At 55.7% G+C, this 16,446-nt stretch carries 13 protein-coding genes; 7 read left to right on the forward strand and 6 right to left on the reverse strand.

What is annotated here, in order from left to right; all coding sequences use genetic code 11:
• Window positions 1-12 precede the first annotated feature (12 nt).
• From DC28_RS10845 to DC28_RS10860, 4 genes are read left to right on the forward strand one after another with little or no spacing between them, the layout of a single operon-like run.
• Window positions 13-1,044, forward strand: coding sequence for a helix-turn-helix domain-containing protein (locus DC28_RS10845; protein WP_156104659.1), 1,032 nt, complete (start codon window positions 13-15; stop codon window positions 1,042-1,044).
• The gene (locus DC28_RS10850; RefSeq protein ID WP_037548558.1) at window positions 1,041-2,657 is read left to right on the forward strand and encodes a 6-hydroxymethylpterin diphosphokinase MptE-like protein; all 1,617 of its coding nucleotides are present in this window, start codon (window positions 1,041-1,043) and stop codon (window positions 2,655-2,657) included. The genes DC28_RS10845 and DC28_RS10850 overlap by 4 nt, the downstream gene beginning before the upstream one ends.
• Entirely contained in the window at window positions 2,654-4,204 is a 1,551-nt protein-coding gene (locus DC28_RS10855; RefSeq protein WP_037548560.1) for a 6-hydroxymethylpterin diphosphokinase MptE-like protein, read from the forward strand. The genes DC28_RS10850 and DC28_RS10855 overlap by 4 nt, the downstream gene beginning before the upstream one ends.
• Window positions 4,201-5,529 carry an ICP22 family protein gene (locus DC28_RS10860; protein ID WP_156104660.1) on the forward strand — a complete coding sequence of 443 codons (1,329 nt, stop codon included), beginning with the start codon at window positions 4,201-4,203 and terminating at the stop codon, window positions 5,527-5,529. Before DC28_RS10855 ends, DC28_RS10860 begins: the two co-directional genes overlap by 4 nt.
• A 25-nt stretch (window positions 5,530-5,554) precedes the next feature.
• Here DC28_RS10860 and DC28_RS10865 read toward each other — a convergent pair whose 3' ends face one another.
• The 6 genes from DC28_RS10865 to fabV are packed head-to-tail and all read right to left on the reverse strand — an operon-like array spanning window position 5,555 to window position 12,092.
• Window positions 5,555-6,523, reverse strand: coding sequence for a DUF4340 domain-containing protein (locus DC28_RS10865; protein ID WP_037548564.1), 969 nt, complete (start codon window positions 6,521-6,523; stop codon window positions 5,555-5,557).
• A complete protein-coding gene (locus DC28_RS10870; protein WP_037548567.1) occupies window positions 6,520-8,100 on the reverse strand; it encodes a GldG family protein in 1,581 nt (526 codons plus the stop codon). Before DC28_RS10870 ends, DC28_RS10865 begins: the two co-directional genes overlap by 4 nt.
• A 3-nt stretch (window positions 8,101-8,103) precedes the next feature.
• The gene (locus DC28_RS10875; protein ID WP_081942146.1) at window positions 8,104-8,940 is read right to left on the reverse strand and encodes an ABC transporter permease subunit; all 837 of its coding nucleotides are present in this window, start codon (window positions 8,938-8,940) and stop codon (window positions 8,104-8,106) included.
• On the reverse strand, window positions 8,933-9,949 hold the full coding sequence (locus tag DC28_RS10880; protein ID WP_052078781.1) for an ABC transporter ATP-binding protein: 1,017 nt from the start codon (window positions 9,947-9,949) through the stop codon (window positions 8,933-8,935). The genes DC28_RS10875 and DC28_RS10880 overlap by 8 nt, the downstream gene beginning before the upstream one ends.
• Before the next feature lie 6 nt (window positions 9,950-9,955).
• The gene (locus DC28_RS10885; protein WP_037548569.1) at window positions 9,956-10,894 is read right to left on the reverse strand and encodes a ribonuclease Z; all 939 of its coding nucleotides are present in this window, start codon (window positions 10,892-10,894) and stop codon (window positions 9,956-9,958) included.
• 25 nt (window positions 10,895-10,919) lie between these two features.
• On the reverse strand, window positions 10,920-12,092 hold the full coding sequence (fabV, locus tag DC28_RS10890) for an enoyl-ACP reductase FabV (protein ID WP_037548571.1): 1,173 nt from the start codon (window positions 12,090-12,092) through the stop codon (window positions 10,920-10,922).
• Between the two features lie 150 nt (window positions 12,093-12,242).
• On the opposite strand from fabV, the gene hisD reads away from it, so the two are divergent.
• Genes hisD through DC28_RS10905 form a run of 3 tightly spaced genes read left to right on the forward strand, consistent with a single transcriptional unit; the run spans window position 12,243 to window position 16,397 of the window.
• The gene (gene hisD, locus DC28_RS10895; protein ID WP_037548572.1) at window positions 12,243-13,568 is read left to right on the forward strand and encodes a histidinol dehydrogenase; all 1,326 of its coding nucleotides are present in this window, start codon (window positions 12,243-12,245) and stop codon (window positions 13,566-13,568) included.
• Window positions 13,569-13,584: 16 nt separating this feature from the next.
• Complete coding sequence (locus tag DC28_RS10900) at window positions 13,585-14,940, forward strand: bifunctional folylpolyglutamate synthase/dihydrofolate synthase (RefSeq protein ID WP_052078782.1); 1,356 nt, start codon at window positions 13,585-13,587, stop codon at window positions 14,938-14,940.
• A complete protein-coding gene (locus tag DC28_RS10905; RefSeq protein ID WP_037548573.1) occupies window positions 14,937-16,397 on the forward strand; it encodes an NFACT RNA binding domain-containing protein in 1,461 nt (486 codons plus the stop codon). Before DC28_RS10900 ends, DC28_RS10905 begins: the two co-directional genes overlap by 4 nt.
• Window positions 16,398-16,446: the final 49 nt, after the last annotated feature.

The following is a 16,446-nucleotide window of genomic DNA, read 5'->3' on the forward strand; positions in this document are numbered from 1 at the left end:
TCTATGGGACTCATGAACCGAGTTCTGGAAATTCAATCCGAGGACTCCGGTAAGGAAGCCTCCCCTTACAAGTCTGCCCAGGGGTTCTTGCACCACGCTGAGTTTGTAAGACGGAAGGTTAACCAGAAGCAGGATAACACTCCCGCAAGGGATACCAGCAGTGTCCGGGGCATGGAAGCCCGCCCCGGTCTGTCTCCCCACCCCCAAGGCGATACAATATCACTGGAGGGATTTCAAACAGACAGTGAGGAGGCGTTGGTACAGATTCTCCAGGCAGTTCACGGACTCCCTGATACCTTCCTCGGATTGTATGATTTTTTCGTACTGCTCCGGGATGTACTCAGCATAGAGAAATCTGCCCTGCTGACCCCGTCTGCCGAGGACTCACGGATTTTTGAACCTGTGTTGTTCTGGAACCTGGATCAAACAAGCCTCCACCGGTTATCCTTCCCAAGAGAAGAGTTATCAGGCTTCGACCGATGGGGGGTCTTGTCTGCTCAAAACGTTACAAAACTGAGCAGCCGAGATATAGCGGTTACGGAATCGGATTTTATTTGCATACCCTTTCCGGAAAAGGAACCGGTAGGTGCCTTGCTGTTTTCCAGCCCCTACGGGCAATCCTCAGAGAAAGCCAATACCCTCCTGGTGAGTGCGCTCTCCCAGATCCTTTCCACCAATTTCGCAGGAATACCCGCTCAGTTTTCAGCAGAATATACCCCAATTCCCCTGGATGTGTTACTGGCCGATCCCCAGGAGCGGATACTCCATATTTCAATGCTTGAAATCCATCGCGCCCTCCGGGAGCACTTCCCCATGGTTTCTGCCCAGCGGATTCCAGAAATTGTATACCGAACCTTGGCAACCCTTACAGAGTGCCGAATCGGTATTTCACCGGAGGGATTTTATCTCCATCTTGAAGCCCCCTTTGCCCGGGCACAGGACCGGTTCTACGAAGAGACAGTTCGGCAGCTCTGCAGCTGGTTCACCCTGGACCCTGATGAGGTAACCTGGCATATTTATGAAGGCAAGAATGTCCAACGATGATTCTGGTTCAAGGAAAACGCGGGCATCTGACGGTAAAATCCTCCAAAGGACGCTTTCTGCACAGCAGGGTAAATCCCCGGGAAGAAGCCCTCTCCCTTGCGACTGAACAGTTATCATCCTCCCAGGTCAGGGAGGGGGGACTGGTTCTCCTGGACACCGGACTCCCCTATCTCAGTACCTATTTAGCAGAGCAGTTTCCCGCAACCCCGCAGTATATTATTCACAGCGATGACCGTATGGCGGAATTCTTTTTGCACCGGAATCCTGAGTTACCCCCGGGGAGCGTACATTGGCATCCTGGCGACACTGCCTCTCTGGAGGACACCCTGAGACCTTGGATGGCGTCGCGGTACCTGCGGGGGGTACAGTTGCTTCAAGGCAGGGCCGTGGACGACACAGCCTTTGCCCAAGAATCCGCCCAAACCGTCGCGAGTACCACTGCCGGGATATTCACCCAGGTTCACCGTGAGACCATGACCCGGGGGTTCTTCGGCGTCAAAAAACTCGCCAACCTCCGGAAGGCGGTTGAATTACTCGAATCCGGCGGAGGTTCTCTGGTAACCGGGGTTACCAGGGCGGATGATGAAAAAGTCCCGGTACTGGTAGCAAGCGGCCCCAGCCTGGGACAGGCTGCCTCCTACCTCTGCAAATACCGTGAAACCATGATGATCTATGCCCTGCCCTCTGCAATTTCTTTTCTACACAGCATCTCCATGGAACCCGATGTTATCCTCACCACGGATCCTGGATATTGGGCGGGGGAACATTTACGGCAAATCCCCTCGCATTGGAAGAGCAGGATCATTGCCCCCCTTACCGCCGAGCTAGGCAGGATGCCCGGTATGGGGATGGTGCACTTTCTCCCGGTTTCCGACCCCCTGACAAGCCTCTTCCTGAAACCTCAGGGAATCAGACCTGGCATGAGAGAAACCGGTACCGTCGCAGCCTTTGCCTTAGATTTGATCCTTGAAGTCCATTCCAAGGCTGTCGTCATCTTCGGTCTAGATCTATCTCTCTACCAACTGGTTGGACATATTACCCCCCATGGCTTCGATACCCATCTTGCCGGAGGAAGCACTCGTTTGAATCCCTTAGAAACCATACAGACCACAAGGGATCTGAATACCCTGGCCCCGGGTACGACCTATAAACCCCGGATTTCCCAAGGATCATTAGAAATCTATCGGACCTGGTTTAGCAGGTTTTTTCATGGAAAAACCGATAGAACCTTTCTTCGGTTCATCGAGGGCCATCCAGGGGAGGATCTGCCTTGTGCTTCCAGGGAACAGGTTAGCCGCGTTTTGGAACGAGCATCCGACGCCTGGAAAGAATCCGAGCCCACCCACGGTCCCGGTACTGGTCCTCTGGGGCTGTTTGACCATTCCTCAACACTGGAGGATTATGCCGTTCTACTCAAGCACCTTGAGTCGGCGATGCTGAAGGCTTGCACCTATCCCCTGAATCCTGAAGACCCCGCGGACGAGCTTCTCCAGGAGGTCTGTTTCTTTTCCTATAAGCGGTACTGGTCGGAGCATTCTGCGGATCAGCGTCGCGCTGTTTGCGCGGAAATGGCGGAGGAGATTCACTTTCACTTTTCGAGGCTGGCTCTATGAGAATTCTTGACTGGAGTTTGGCCCAGGGATTCGGAAAGATTCCCCGGGTAGAGTTTCCCCGGGGCAACCGATGGTTCACCAGTAAGCGCTCGCCCTTCCGAGAGTTGTATACCCTGGCAGAGACTATGCAATCCGGTGATTTTGTAATCGTTATCGGCTGGGATTTTCATGAGCTATCCTCGGGAAAACACCCCCGGATGAACCGTGGAACCATGGTGTTTTTGGATCCCTTCCCCAAGCTGAGTCGAACAATAGTCAAGGAAAACGCCCTACCGTCACCCTCGCCGGACATGGGGTACCATGCCGCCGATCCTGAGAAACCTGGATTCTCATGGCTTGAGGAGGTCTTCACCGGATACTCCCCCCTGTTGTTTCAGAATCTTCGGGTCGAGACGGTGGCAGTGTATCAGCAAACCGGTCATCCCTGGATCGATCAGGTGCTGAGCCGGCTTAAAAAAAGAATCGCCGAGCTAAAAGACGATCTCTCTACCCAGGCAGTATTCGGAAACCGCTGGCTTGAAAACGGGCTTAAAAACCTGGAGTATTACCACCGCCAATCGGCTTTGACGGCTCCCGGGCCAGGTAGGCTCCAGTCGGTATGGGTGCTGGGCGCCGGCCCCAGTCTGCACAAACGGTTATCCGAGGTACAAACCATCGAGGCTGATCAACGCTATGTAATCTGTGCCGACACTGCCCTGCCCGCCCTAACCCACCGGGGAATCACTCCCGATGTGGTGGTGAGCCTGGACGCCCAGTGGTACAGCTTCGAACATCTTCGTTTGGCGGAGGTATCCCGAGCCGGTTTTTGGCTGGTGGATTTTTATACATCCCCCCTGGTAATCCGTTTGCTGAGTAAAAAACAGATCCCCTTTCGGTTTGTTTTTTCCCGCCATCCCCTTACCCACCTCCTGCTGGACTATCTACCCCAGATTGGGAGTCTCCTAAACAATCAAACCAACGCGGGGCTAGCCGCCCTCTCCTTCGCGAAGGGTCTTAGTACCCAGCTGTCCCTCGGGGGCCTGGATTTCTCCTTTCCCGGATTCCGTTCCTATACATCCCATACCTACCGGGATCTCTACGATGAGCTGTCCCGTTCCCGGCTGCACAGCCGGGATACCCAGGATCTATCGATAATGGACCGGGCGGGGCCGCTCTCAGTACTTCGGTTCGGCCCCCCGGTAAACGAGCGAGGCTTCGGAGCATCCGGTTATACATCCCTGGGTGAAAGGCGGGATGAGATTCTGAACCAGAATCATCCCGGACCAACCCTGTGGGCTATAGAAGATCTTGGCCGAGGGATCAACAGGAACCCTTCTATTCGGAACCTAGCCCGCGCCATCCTTGAGCGCATATCAGTGCCCATAAATTCCTTAGAAGAGGTCGTACATAATCCTGACGTTGGTATTTTCTCACCGGGGATTCTCGGTATTATCAGCAGGAATCAAAAAAATACCGCCCCAGGGGGTGATATTTTGGATATATCCAGACAACTACAGCAGAAAACCATAGGACTGCTTACCCTTTTGGCATATAATGGGGAGGTATGATGTCCCGATATCCAACCCTGATCACCTGGCTAGGTATTGTGTTCTTTCTCGTGTTCTTCAGTGGGCTTTTTATTCTGAGTGATTCCATCAGAAGAAATAGAGTTCAAGAAGCCGAGCACACCTTGGAGGCATTGCTGCCGGAGATAAGCGGCAACCGAGAAAACCAGCAACGCATCCTACAGAAGATATACCAGGATCTTCCAACATTAGAAGCCTTAATGTATGAGAACCCCAGGGGAAGTATTGGATTTCTTTGGTCTCGGAATCCAGAACTGGTAACCCTCCCCGGTCAGACCGAGCCATCCGGACCGAGACTTCAGGCTCCAGGACTTCACCAAGCCCTCATCTCCCGGCCTGCCATGGAGAATGGACAGGCAACAGCGGTATTCCGGGTTATTCTGGGACGAGATCTGTTCTTTTTGTTCCGTACCGGCTTCATCGCCCTGTTATTATTCGCGGGTTTGCTGATCTGTCTCTATGCCCTGCTCTCCCTCACCCGGAAAGAGGAGACCTGGGCCCCCGAGGAGGAATCAGACGATCAAGAATCAGACGATCAAGAATCAGACGATCAAGAATCAGACGATCAAGAATCAGACGATCAAGAATCAGACGATCACGAACCAGGCGATAACACGACACCCCCTGGACTACCCGAGGATGAAGCCCCGGAACCCGGAGGTGCCCTCATGGCAGCAGATCCGGAACCCGGGGGTGCCCCGGCACCAACAGATATGGAGCCACCCCCCCCTTCCCGGGAGGAATCCGCCGACGAAGAGGTTCCACCCCCGATCGACTCAGACCCGGATTCAGATTCAGAACACGGCCTCGGTGGAGAAACAGACGCCGCCGACCAGCCGCCGTTTTCCAGTCCCTTGAGTCCTGACAGCGCTTTGCCGGAAGCACTTGATGCGGAACTACGGAAAGCGACCCTAGAGGATACATCCCTGAGCCTTTGCCTCATCGAGATGACAAACCCAGAAACAGTGGAAGAGGGATTATCCCGGTTTTTTAGCAGCCTGATGGAGGTCTTCATCTACCGGGACCTGCTCTTTCATGAAACGACAGCTGCATGTTGGGTTATACTCCCCGGCCAGGACCTAGATGCAGCCCTTTCTTCCTGTAAGGAATTTCTAGCCAGGGGTCATGCAAAGCTTCCGGATAGCGATATACGAATCGGCATTACCTCCCGGAACGGCCGCCACATACATCACCAGGTCATGATGAAGGAGGGCCGGGCCGCCCTGGCTCGCGCCCTGGCTGGGACCGACCCACTAGTAGGGTTTCAACCGGATCCGGAGAAGTACCACAAAATCACCCCCCGGTAATTCGGTAGGCTACCCTCCTAATCCCCTATTCCCCGGGCAGAAGCTGTGTTACCCGCCAGGAGGGCAGGTTCCCTCGCAGCAGGATTTGGTCACCTTCTTTCCAGATTGCATAGTACGTATCGTCTTCAAGAGTGTAGACCTCTAAGGTTCTCCTCGTTCCGGATTGCAGGGTCATGGTGATTTGCAGCATTGGAGCATCTCCCAGGATCTGGGCCCCAAGATCACCGGTGTCCAGCCCGGATAGTTCCAGGGTGGTCAAACCTGAAACGTACGACTCCAGTGACCCGCCGAAGGGATCCTGTTCGGTAGAGATCTCCCAGCCCTCGGCGGCATGGGTAAGTATCCGATCGTCCTGACCCGGAATCTGAATCTTCACCTGATACACATCCTGGGCGGTTATGCCTTGGGGCCAGAGACGCAGCTCGGTCCAGTAGGCCAGATCCTGATTAATATAAAAATCCGCCTCGGAACCCGTGGTGAATACCCGGGGATCGGCATCGGTACGCACAAACACGCCGTTTCCGCCGGGGGTGTATTTGCCGTAGTAGAGTACCCGGACCGGGGGTGAATCGGTGTCCAGACGAAGGGTGATAACCCTTGCAGATGCCTCATCCAAGTCGTAGGCCCCGTAGGAATCCTGGGAAGAAGTAACCAGGGTTTTCCCCTCAAGCTGCCCCAGACTCTCAAGAAAATCCCGGACCCGCTGGGATCGGGAATCATACCAAGCACCGTCGGGGTACCTGACCTGCCATTGATCTTCACCGGTGCGCCGAAGCGCAAGGGAATCACCGGATGGAGAACCTGGGTCATCCAGGGAGATAGCGCCGATATTTTGAATAGCCTCGATCTCCAGGATGGATGGTTTGCCCTGGGACCGGGTGGTCAAATTCCGGTATAGAGAAATACTCAGTATGGCAGCCAGGAGAACCACCCCAAGTAGGATGTATATGCCTAATAGTTTTTTTTCACCCGTGGTGAACCTCATGCTTCTCATTGGTTTGCCCTCCTTCGACGGGAAATAAATCGGATGATCCCGAGAATGAGCAGAATCAGAGGGGCTGCACCGATTCCCAGGGTTTTTGCCCAGTTCATGGATGCGGACCGGAGTTCAGGGTCCTGGATGGCATCGAGCCGGGTATTCCGAATCTGCCTGGTCCGGAGATTCAGCATCTCCTCATCGTGTCCCAGCCACTCAAAGGCCGACAGTGCAAACTGAAGGTTCTGGGTGGAGCGGTGGATTTGAATCAAACTGGTAAGAAAATCCCCATCTCCAACCACTACCAGCCGGGCGTTATCCGTCGAACCTCGATGGGAGGGGTTTTCGCCCCTGGGATCACCGGGGAAGTAGGATGATACCCCTCCGGTTAACACCCCGGCTAATACCTGCTGTTGTTCCTGGAAGGTTGAGCTGAGATACCCAACCTGAACCGGATTCGTCTGAACGGGCTGGTCCATGAGTGCGGTCCGGTCGCTGGAGAACACCAGGGGCTCAAAGGATCCATCAGGGTTCTTCTGTGAATCGAAGCTGATGGGGCTTGCCCAGAAAAGATCCAGACCGGCAAACCTGGCGGTAATAGGATGGTCCGGGGCGCCTTGGGTGGTTTGGACCCAGAGGGGGTATGCTTCATAGGTATTTATACGCATAGCTCCCTGCACCTGCTGGACGGGTATGGGGAGATTCGAACGGTCCAGAACCCACTGGGGCGACACTTCGATTCCGTAGGAACCCAGAATTTGAAAAACCGGGGCATCGCTTCCATCCTCGGGCTGAAGATTCGACTCCAGATTTACCGAGATGGGATCCACGGCCCAAAATACGCCCTTTCCTGCCATAACAAACTGATCGATCTGATACAGGGCCCCCTGATCGAACCCTGCACCGCCCAATACAAAGAGTGCATCCAGAGTTTCCGGGATACGCTCCCCCGGAGTGAGGCTACGAACCTCGGCGATCCGAGAGAGCTCCTGATACAGATATCCGAACTCCTCCTCGGCCATGGCGGGTTGTCCGTCGGTGAGAATCCCAACGCTGCGTTTCTGTCCCCGGGTGAGATCCCGGATGGCGGTGGTGACCTGGTATTCCAGGGAACCGGGATCAGCAATGGCAGGAATGAGACTCTGCTGGTCCCGGTAGGAAATAATAATACCGGTGTACACCTGGGCCACCCGCTGTTCGTTTTCTTCGATGACCTGGTATTGCTGGGGCTGGATTCCCAGCTGCTCGGGACTGCTGAATTCCTGGTCTTCTTCCGGATCGACTACCCGGAGATTAAGCCGAGTACCGCCATAGCGCCCGTACTCCTGAAGAATATCGATGATATGCTGAATTTCCGGGATTTCACGGGTCAGACGCCCTGAAACCACATAGGTAATTGATACCGGGTCTTCGAGCTCCTGAAAAAGATTCCTGGAAACCTTGGAAATGGTGAACACCTTATCCTCGGTAGTGTCTGCCCGGAACCGTACCAGACCCGATAAAATCACCAGCAATAAAAAAATAACCAAGGGCAGGATGGTAAATAGCCAGGTTTTGCCCCTGGTAGGACCTACAATACGTGTTTCATGGGACATAGGTTACCTCCATTTCCGAAGCAGCAGCGTCCGAGCGTTGATAAACAAAAAGAGCCAAATCACCCCCAGGAAAAAGAACAGGTCCTGGCTGTCTATGATTCCCTTGGCAAAATCCTCGAAATGGAACCCCAGGGAAAGGGCGGCCATGATGCGCTGGAAAAACAGGGGTGCGGCGCTACCCCGAACGAAGCCCTCCGCGATGGTTACCAGCAGGAGCACCCCAGCGGTGGAGATGAAGGCCGAGACCTGGTTCCGGGTGAACAGGGAAATGCTCTGTCCCAGAGCAAGACCCGCAGCCCCCAGAAGAAAAATCCCCACATACTGACTGACGATTGGTCCGGGATCAAAATCGCCGAAGGGTAATACCGCCGCCACCGTCGGAAGGGTTCCAACCAGGATGATGGCCAGTAAAATCAGGTTGGCAATAAACTTTCCTAATACCAGATCCCATTCCCGGGCGGGAAGGGTTACCATGAGCTCCAGGGTTCCCTGGCGGGTTTCTTCGGCCCAGGAACGCATGGTAAGGGAAGGAATCAGCACGATGAATACAAAGGGGAAAATGGAGAAATAGCTGCGCAGACTTGCCGTATCCCTGGCGAAGAAGTCCTGGATGGTAAAAAACCAGACACTGGTGAACAGAAGGAAAAAGAGAGCAACAATATAGGCGATGGGCGAATTAAAGCCGGACCGCAGCTCCCGGTGAACCAGTGCCCAAAAGGGATTTCCGCGGCGGCGCGCTGGCTTGCCGGTTGGACGATTAGGATGTTCTACATCCGAGGATTTCCCGGTTGAATCGGGATCCTGGATTGAATCGACGGGTGTTGTGGTTGACTTAGACATTGAGATCCTCCTTCCTCGGGGTATCGTTTCCTGGATTATCATGGGGATCCTGGGTCGTGAGCTGTTTGAACAGATCCTCAAGGCCTGCAGTGACGGGTTTCAGGGCAGAAAGCTCGATACCATGAGAAGCTGCCCATTGGAAGAGCTGAAGCCCCGCTTCGTCGCTGGTCATGGATGCAGGTAATACAACCTGGAGGTTGATCCATTCTTGGGGTGATTCCACCGTCCCCTGCTCCTGATCCTCAATCCGGGAACCTACAAGGCCGGATACCGCCTTGATGGCAGGGGTGATGCCCCCGATCCCCTCAGGATGCCGAATCCGCAGGGCAAAGACCCAGTCTCCCTTCAGTTCACGGGCAATCGCCTGGGGAGTGCCCGAGGCAGCAACCCTTCCGCGGTTCAGGATAATGACCCGGTCGCAGAGGGCCTCCACCTCTTGAAGGATGTGGGTTGATAGGATGATGCTCTTATTCTTACCAAGCTCCCGGATGAGGGTCCGGATTTCCTGAATTTGATTCGGGTCCAGCCCTGTGGTCGGCTCGTCCAGAATCAATACATCCGGATCGTGCATAATAGCCTGGGCCAGTGCAACCCGCTGCCGGTAGCCCTTGGAGAGCTCCTGAATCGGCCGCCACAGTACATCCAGTATGCCGCAGCGCCGGGCCGCAGTCTCAATGGCCTGTACCCTGGACTCGGCGGCCAGCCGGGTTTCAGCAATAAACTCCAGGTACTCATGAACCGTAAGTTCGGTGTACACCGGGGCATTCTCGGGCAGATATCCGATCCGGGCCTTGCACTCCAGGGGGTTCTCGGAGATCGGAACCCCGTCCAGGGTCACTGATCCCGAGCTTTGGTAATGGTACCCGGTCAGAACCTTCATGATGGTGGTTTTTCCGGCCCCGTTGGGACCCAAGAGCCCAAGGATTTCTCCGGGACGCAGATCAAAATCCACCCTGTCTACGGCCGTCACCGAGCCGTAGGACTTGGAGAGTTGTGAGACGCTTATCATACAAGTCTACTCCTCGTAGGGTATGGTGTAGGTGTGCCGGTCTCGAGTGAGTACCGTCATGGGAAATTCCTCCCGAGCCTGATCCAAGAGGATGTTTAGATCGTGGTCGGTGTACCGGGGGCTGTAGTGCAGAAGCCCCATATTCTTTACACCACCGGCCTGGCGGGCGAGTTTGCCTGCCTGCCGGGAGGTCATGTGCCGTTTTTCCCTGGCGGTTTCGGTATGCTCATCGGAGAACATTCCTTCACAAAAAAGGAAGTCCGACCCGGCTACCTCTTCTGATATAGACTCCAGAGGAAGGGTATCGGTTACATAGGAAATTTTCCGGCCCTTCCTGGCGGGACCCAGTACCTGGCTCGGTTGGACCCGGCGGCCGTCCTCCAGTTGAACATCCTCGCCTCGCTGCAGAACCGACCACATGGGTCCCCGGGGCACACCAAGCTCTTGGGCGGCAGCGGGATCGAAGACCCCGGGACGCGGATCCTCAACAAAGCTGTAGCCCACGCAGGTTCGGGAATGGGACAGGGGAAAGGAACGCACCCGGTATCCCGGACCGGAGAACACTGTTTGCGGAACCGATGGATCCTCAATCTCCTGGACGATGATACGGTAATTTATGTGCATCTCCAGGGTTTTCCGGTTCGCATCAATGTATTCAGCGATCCGGGGAGGACCGATGACATAGAGGGGATCCTCCCGGTCAACCTGGCTCGAAAGCATGAGCATACCCGGCAGACCGGTTACATGGTCTGCATGGGTATGAGAAATAAAAATGGCATTGATTTTTTTCCAACGGAGATTAAGGCGCCGAAGGCTCACCTGGGTTCCCTCTCCACAATCAAACAGGAAGAGGTCACCCTCACGACGAAGTAACACGGAGGTAAGATGCCGCCTGGGAAGGGGCATACTACCTCCGCAGCCAAGTACAAAGGTTTCCATAGTCATAATATGACCGGATCATAGCATAAAACTAGAGTACTGTGGAGACATCCTCATCGTAATTAACGTCCGCCCGGCCGAAGCCGTGAATCGCCAAAAAGTCTTGGTTGTACCCCTCCAGATCTCCCAGTTCCCGGATAGATTCGCTGGTCACCTGAGGCCAGAGTTCGTTTACCCGGTCCTGGACATCTTGTCTCATCTCCCAATCATCCATGCGGATTCTGCCCTCTTCATCCACCGGCACCGGCTTTTTACCCAGACGGTCCCGGAACAACCGATCCATCTGCTCGATGCAGCCCTCATGAATTCCCTTTTCCTTCATCACCTTGAACAGGAGAGCTAAATACAGGGGTACTACCGGAATAACCGCGCTTGCCCGGGTCACCAGGGCCTTGTTCACCGAGACGTAGGCCTCGCCCTGAATATCTGACAGGGTTTGGGTGATTTCCCCGGCGGACCGTTCCAGATGCTCCTTGGCCTTACCAATGGTTCCATCCCGGTACACCGCCCGGGTTACCTCCGGACCAATGTAGCTGTAGGCTACCGTCCGGACACCCTTCGCCAGGACACCGGCCTGCTTCAGGGCCGACATCCAAAGAATCCAGTCCTCTCCGCCCATTACCTTGACGGTCTGCTCCACCTCTTCGTCGCTGGCGGGCTCGATGGAAAACTCTTTTATCTCCCCGGTTTGGGGGTTGATGGACTTTGCGCTGAAGGCAGAACCAATGGGCTTCAACACCGATCGGTACACGTCCCCGCTCTGGGGGTCGGTACGTACCGGACTTGCCAGGGAGTACACCACCAGGTCAACATCACCTAAATCATCCTTGATGGTCTGGATGACCTGTTGCTTCATTTCATTACTAAAGGCATCGCCGTTGAGGCTCTTGGCGTACAACCCAGCCTTCGCAGCTTCCTGCTCATAGCTGGCCGTATTATACCACCCCATGGTGCCGGGACGTTTCTCCGATGGCTCCTTTTCAAAACTGACGGAAAGGGTCTTAGCCCCGGATCCGAAGCCGGCAACGATCCTACTGGCAAGACCGTATCCTGTGGAACCGCCGATAATCAGAGCCCTCTTGGGCCCGTTCTCCACCGGTCCCTGCCGCTGTACATAGGCAATCTGATCAAGAACATCCCGCCGGCATCCTTCGGGATGGGCGTTCATACAAATATTGTTTCGAATCATAGGTTTTATAATCATTGATTTCTCCTTCTTACCCTGAGGTTACACAGAACCTACAGAATAATTGAATATTATTCAAGAATCCTTACCCCCAAGCCGTGATCTCCCGGCGCTATTGGAAGGCTCCCCTGATTGGCAACCCCGGGAGTTACATGGTACATTTCTGCCATGAAGAGCCTGAGCATACCGGTATTTACCTGGAACACCCTTTCCCAGGAAGAAAAGTCTACCCTGCTAACCCGGTCCGAAGAGGATATCCGGGAGGTGCAGGATTCAGTTCGGTCCATTATTGAAGATGTAAAACAACGCGGCGATGAGGCAATCCGGGAATACACCGCCCGGTTCGACAAGGCCGAGTTTCCCCATAAACCCCTTCAGGTTACCGAAGACGAGATAGATGAGGCTGTTAGGACTCTGGACCCGAAAATTGCCCGGGCTCTGGATTATGCCATGGAGAATGTTACCCGGTTTCACCAGGCCCAGGTACCCGCTGCCATGGATATGCACCAGATACGCCCGGGGATCTGGGCCGGGGAGCGGGCTACACCCATTGACAGCGTGGGATTATACATTCCCCGGGGCAGGGGCAGCTTTCCTTCCATGCTCTACATGCTCGCCATCCCGGCAAAACTAGCCGGCGTGCCCAACATCTCCATCGTCACCCCTCCCGGACCCGACGGAACGGTGGACCCCGCCTGCCTCTACGCAGCCCGTTCTATCGGCGTTTCCACCGTATACCGGGTAGGAGGCGCCCAGGCTATAGCAGCCCTGGCATTCGGAACCCCGAGCATCAGGCCCTGCCTGAAGGTCCTCGGACCGGGAAGCATGTATGTTACCGCAGCGAAACGGCTGCTCTCGGGAACCATAGACCCGGGCCTTCCCGCAGGCCCCTCGGAGTCCATCCTCTGGGCGGACGCAAGCCAAAACACCCAGGACGACATTACCCGGATTTGTCTAGACCTGCTTATTGAAGCGGAACACGGAGCAGACAGTTCGGCCCTGCTGGTGACGGATGATCAAACCCTGGCAAGACGCGTCGCCGAAACCCTGCCTGCATTAATCGAAAATACCCCCGAGCCCCGGCGAGAATTTCTCAAAAAGGTATTCTCAGGGTACGGCGGCATTATTCTCGGGCAGAACGAGGCCCAGGCTGCCGACATCATTAACCAGTTCGCCCCGGAGCACCTCTCCATCCAGACCCGGGAACCCGTGGACTCCGTCGCCCTCATTAAAAACGCCGGAGAGATACTCCTGGGACCCTTCGCACCCTTCTCGGCCGCCAACTATGCCATCGGCGCAAATGCAGTCCTGCCCACCGGAGGATATGCAAAAACCTGGTCCGCCGTCTCGGTCAGAGATTTCATAAAATACAACTCCATCATCCAGATGACCCGCCGGGGTTACCAGGATCTACGGGACCATGTAATCACCCTAGCCGACTATGAGGGCTTTCCCTCCCATAGCCGGGCACTCAAGGACCGCCCTGAGGCCTAATCTGGATACGAGCCCCATGAACCTCCTGGAACAGGAAATCCTCCAGGCATGTAAAACCCTGGAGGGCCTCACAAACTTTGAACGCCGCCCCGGTACGAGCCGGGAATACCGACTGGACAGAATGGCTGCAATCCTTGAAGCCTTCGGAAACCCCCAGGACAGCCTCACAATCATCCATGTGGCAGGTTCAAAGGGCAAGGGCTCCGTGGCCAGTCTGCTGGCCGCCGGCCTGGCAGCAATGGGACACCGGGTGGGATTGTACCGCAGCCCCCATATTCTGGATTACCGGGAACGCTTCACCCTGGCCGGCACCTGGTTCCCTCCCGAGCTCTATGCCTCGGTACTGGGCCGGGTCGTTCAGGCCATCCCCCGGTTTCCCGAGCCCACTACCTTCGAGCTCCTGACCCTGGCGGGTTTCCTCCTGTTCAAGGAGGCCAGCTGCACCTGGGCCGTGGTGGAGGTAGGCCTCGGTGGGCGGCTGGATGCCACTAACCTGGTCAAGCCCCTGGCCTCGGTGATCACCACCATTGAACTGGAACATACCGATATCCTGGGTTCCACCATTCCCGCCATCGCCCGGGAGAAGGCCGGCATCATTAAGGCTAACCGGCCGGTGTATGTTTTTCCCCAGGATTCCGAGGCGGAACTGATCTTCTCCGCCCGGGCAGGAGAACTGCATAGCCCGCTCCGGTTTCCCCTGGGCCGGGGTACCCAGGCCTTGGAAGCCATTCATACCAGGATTACCTGGCAGGGCTGTGAAATTACAGATCCGGATGCCGTATCCCTCCGTCTCCCGGTTCCCGGACGTATCCATGGGATTAATGCCCTCTTTGCCCTTCGGATTCTGGGGGATTTGCATGCCCGGGGCCTTGTTCCCGGCTCCATGGTGCAGGCCCAACAGGGCATTGAGGATCTGCGGATACCCGGCCGTATGCAGGTTCACCCCCAGCCCTTCGGCCCTGAGGGACCGGCCCGTATTATCCTGGACGGTGCCCATACACCCTCTTCCGCCAAGATGCTTGCCGCGAATCTTCAAAACCTGGGGCTTACCCGGATTATTCTGATCACGGGTATTGTGGAGGGAAAAAACGCAAGAGAAATCCTGGATTGCTTTACCTCCCTGGCCGGCTATGTCATTATTACACCTCCGGGGCATTTTAAGCCCAGTAATCTGCCGGCCCTGGGAGCCGTATGCGAGAAATTAGGGCTACCCTATAGCATCGAACCCCAGGCCTCCCAGGCCCTGGCAGAGGCTGCAGCCCAAGCCGGCAGGGAGGGCACTATCGTGTGTACCGGGTCCTTCTACCTTCTGGGAGAGATCCTTCCCCTTTTGCAGGAACACCCCGGGGACGCCAGGAAGGAAGCGACATGAGTCTACGTTGTACAGAAATCGATAGTATCCTGGGCGAGCTTGATCTGCCGGGATCCCTCATCCAGCAGGTCAGCCAGCCGGACTTCGCCAACCTTCTCCTGCAAATTTACCGACCCCAGGGGGCATACTGGCTCCGGGTGAGTCTCGCCCAGGGTAAAACCAGACTGCACCGAGCCTTCCTTCCAACGGGCAAAAAAATGAAGCTTCAACGGTTCACCGAACTGCTGCGCAGCCGGATAAAGGGCGGGCGAATTACCGAGGCTCGTCAAATCGGCATGGACCGGATCGTATATCTGCGGATAGCCAGGGGCGATGAAATCACCCTGCTGTACATCCGCCTCTGGGGCGCTGCGGCTAATATCATTGCCACGGATGAGCATCGGGTCATCCTGGATGCTTACTACCGCCGCCCGGGTAGGAATGAGGTATCCGGAGAGGTCTTTGAGTTACCCCCTGCCTCGGGAAGCAGCCCCCAGGACTATCCTGCCCGGTCGTTTCCCCAGGCCGACCCGGTTTCGCCGGATATGCCCCTGAACCAGGCAGTAGACTGGTGGTATGCCGAGCTCGAAGAATCCGAGGAACGCCGGGCCCTGGAAAAGGATCTCTCCCGCCGGCTGCATCAGCGCTGCTCCGGCCTTCTCGCCCGGATTAAGGGATTAGAATCACGCCAGAAAGAATACAGCGATGAGGACTATTACCGGATCTGCGGGGAGATGCTCACGAGCCAGGCCTCTCAAATCCCCAGGGGTTCGTCTCAGGTAGAGCTCCAGAATTACTACGATCCTGCCAAGCCCCTGCAAATCAAACTGGATCCGAAAAAAAGCCCCCAAGAAAATGCCGAGACCTATTTTCAGCAATACCGCAAGGCAAAATCGGGGAAGGAACATGTGCTCCAGGAACTACAATCCCTGAAGCGTCAGCTCAACCATTGGGAGGGCATCCTGGAGGATCTTTCATCGGCATCCCTTGAACTGCCCCGGCTCCGGGAACTCTCCCAGGAGCTGCAATCCCTGGCTAAATCCCCCGCCGGACGATCCTCGGACGGCAAGGGTACCAAGACGAACCAGAGCCCCCCCGGGTTGGAATATCCCAGCCGGGGATACCGTATTTTAGTGGGCCGTACCGCCAAGGAAAACGACGAACTGCTGCGGCGCTGGGTCAGAGGAAACGATCTCTGGCTGCACACCCGGGATTATCCCGGAGGGTATGTATTTATCAAAGCAGTCAAGGGGAAAACCGTGCCCCTGGAGGTTCTGCTGGATGCTGCCACCCTGGCCCTCTTCTACAGTAAGGCAAAGGCCAACGGCGAGGCTGACCTGTATTACACCCAGGTAAAATACCTCCGCCGCCCCAAACAGGGTAAACTCGGGCTTGTGTTGCCCACCCAGGAAAAAAACCTACACATTACCCTGGATGAAACCCGTCTCAAAACCATCGCCGGAGAATTGCAGGCATAACCATGGAACCGAAACCTTGCAAGACTGCCGGCCATAACTGATAATTTTA

It is taken from the genome of Spirochaeta lutea (assembly GCF_000758165.1).
Lineage (GTDB): Bacteria > Spirochaetota > Spirochaetia > DSM-27196 > Salinispiraceae > Spirochaeta_D > Spirochaeta_D lutea.

Coding starts and splice junctions, on each gene's coding strand:
- DC28_RS10885 (WP_037548569.1), bottom strand. CDS start 10,894: ATGACTATGGAAACCTTTGTACTTGGCTGCGGAGGTAGTATGCCCCTT.
- hisD (WP_037548572.1), top strand. CDS start 12,243: ATGAAGAGCCTGAGCATACCGGTATTTACCTGGAACACCCTTTCCCAG.
- DC28_RS10845 (WP_156104659.1), top strand. CDS start 13: ATGAACCGAGTTCTGGAAATTCAATCCGAGGACTCCGGTAAGGAAGCC.
- DC28_RS10875 (WP_081942146.1), bottom strand. CDS start 8,940: ATGTCTAAGTCAACCACAACACCCGTCGATTCAATCCAGGATCCCGAT.
- DC28_RS10855 (WP_037548560.1), top strand. CDS start 2,654: ATGAGAATTCTTGACTGGAGTTTGGCCCAGGGATTCGGAAAGATTCCC.
- DC28_RS10860 (WP_156104660.1), top strand. CDS start 4,201: ATGATGTCCCGATATCCAACCCTGATCACCTGGCTAGGTATTGTGTTC.
- DC28_RS10905 (WP_037548573.1), top strand. CDS start 14,937: ATGAGTCTACGTTGTACAGAAATCGATAGTATCCTGGGCGAGCTTGAT.
- fabV (WP_037548571.1), bottom strand. CDS start 12,092: ATGATTATAAAACCTATGATTCGAAACAATATTTGTATGAACGCCCAT.
- DC28_RS10850 (WP_037548558.1), top strand. CDS start 1,041: ATGATTCTGGTTCAAGGAAAACGCGGGCATCTGACGGTAAAATCCTCC.
- DC28_RS10865 (WP_037548564.1), bottom strand. CDS start 6,523: ATGAGAAGCATGAGGTTCACCACGGGTGAAAAAAAACTATTAGGCATA.
- DC28_RS10900 (WP_052078782.1), top strand. CDS start 13,585: ATGAACCTCCTGGAACAGGAAATCCTCCAGGCATGTAAAACCCTGGAG.
- DC28_RS10870 (WP_037548567.1), bottom strand. CDS start 8,100: ATGTCCCATGAAACACGTATTGTAGGTCCTACCAGGGGCAAAACCTGG.
- DC28_RS10880 (WP_052078781.1), bottom strand. CDS start 9,949: ATGATAAGCGTCTCACAACTCTCCAAGTCCTACGGCTCGGTGACGGCC.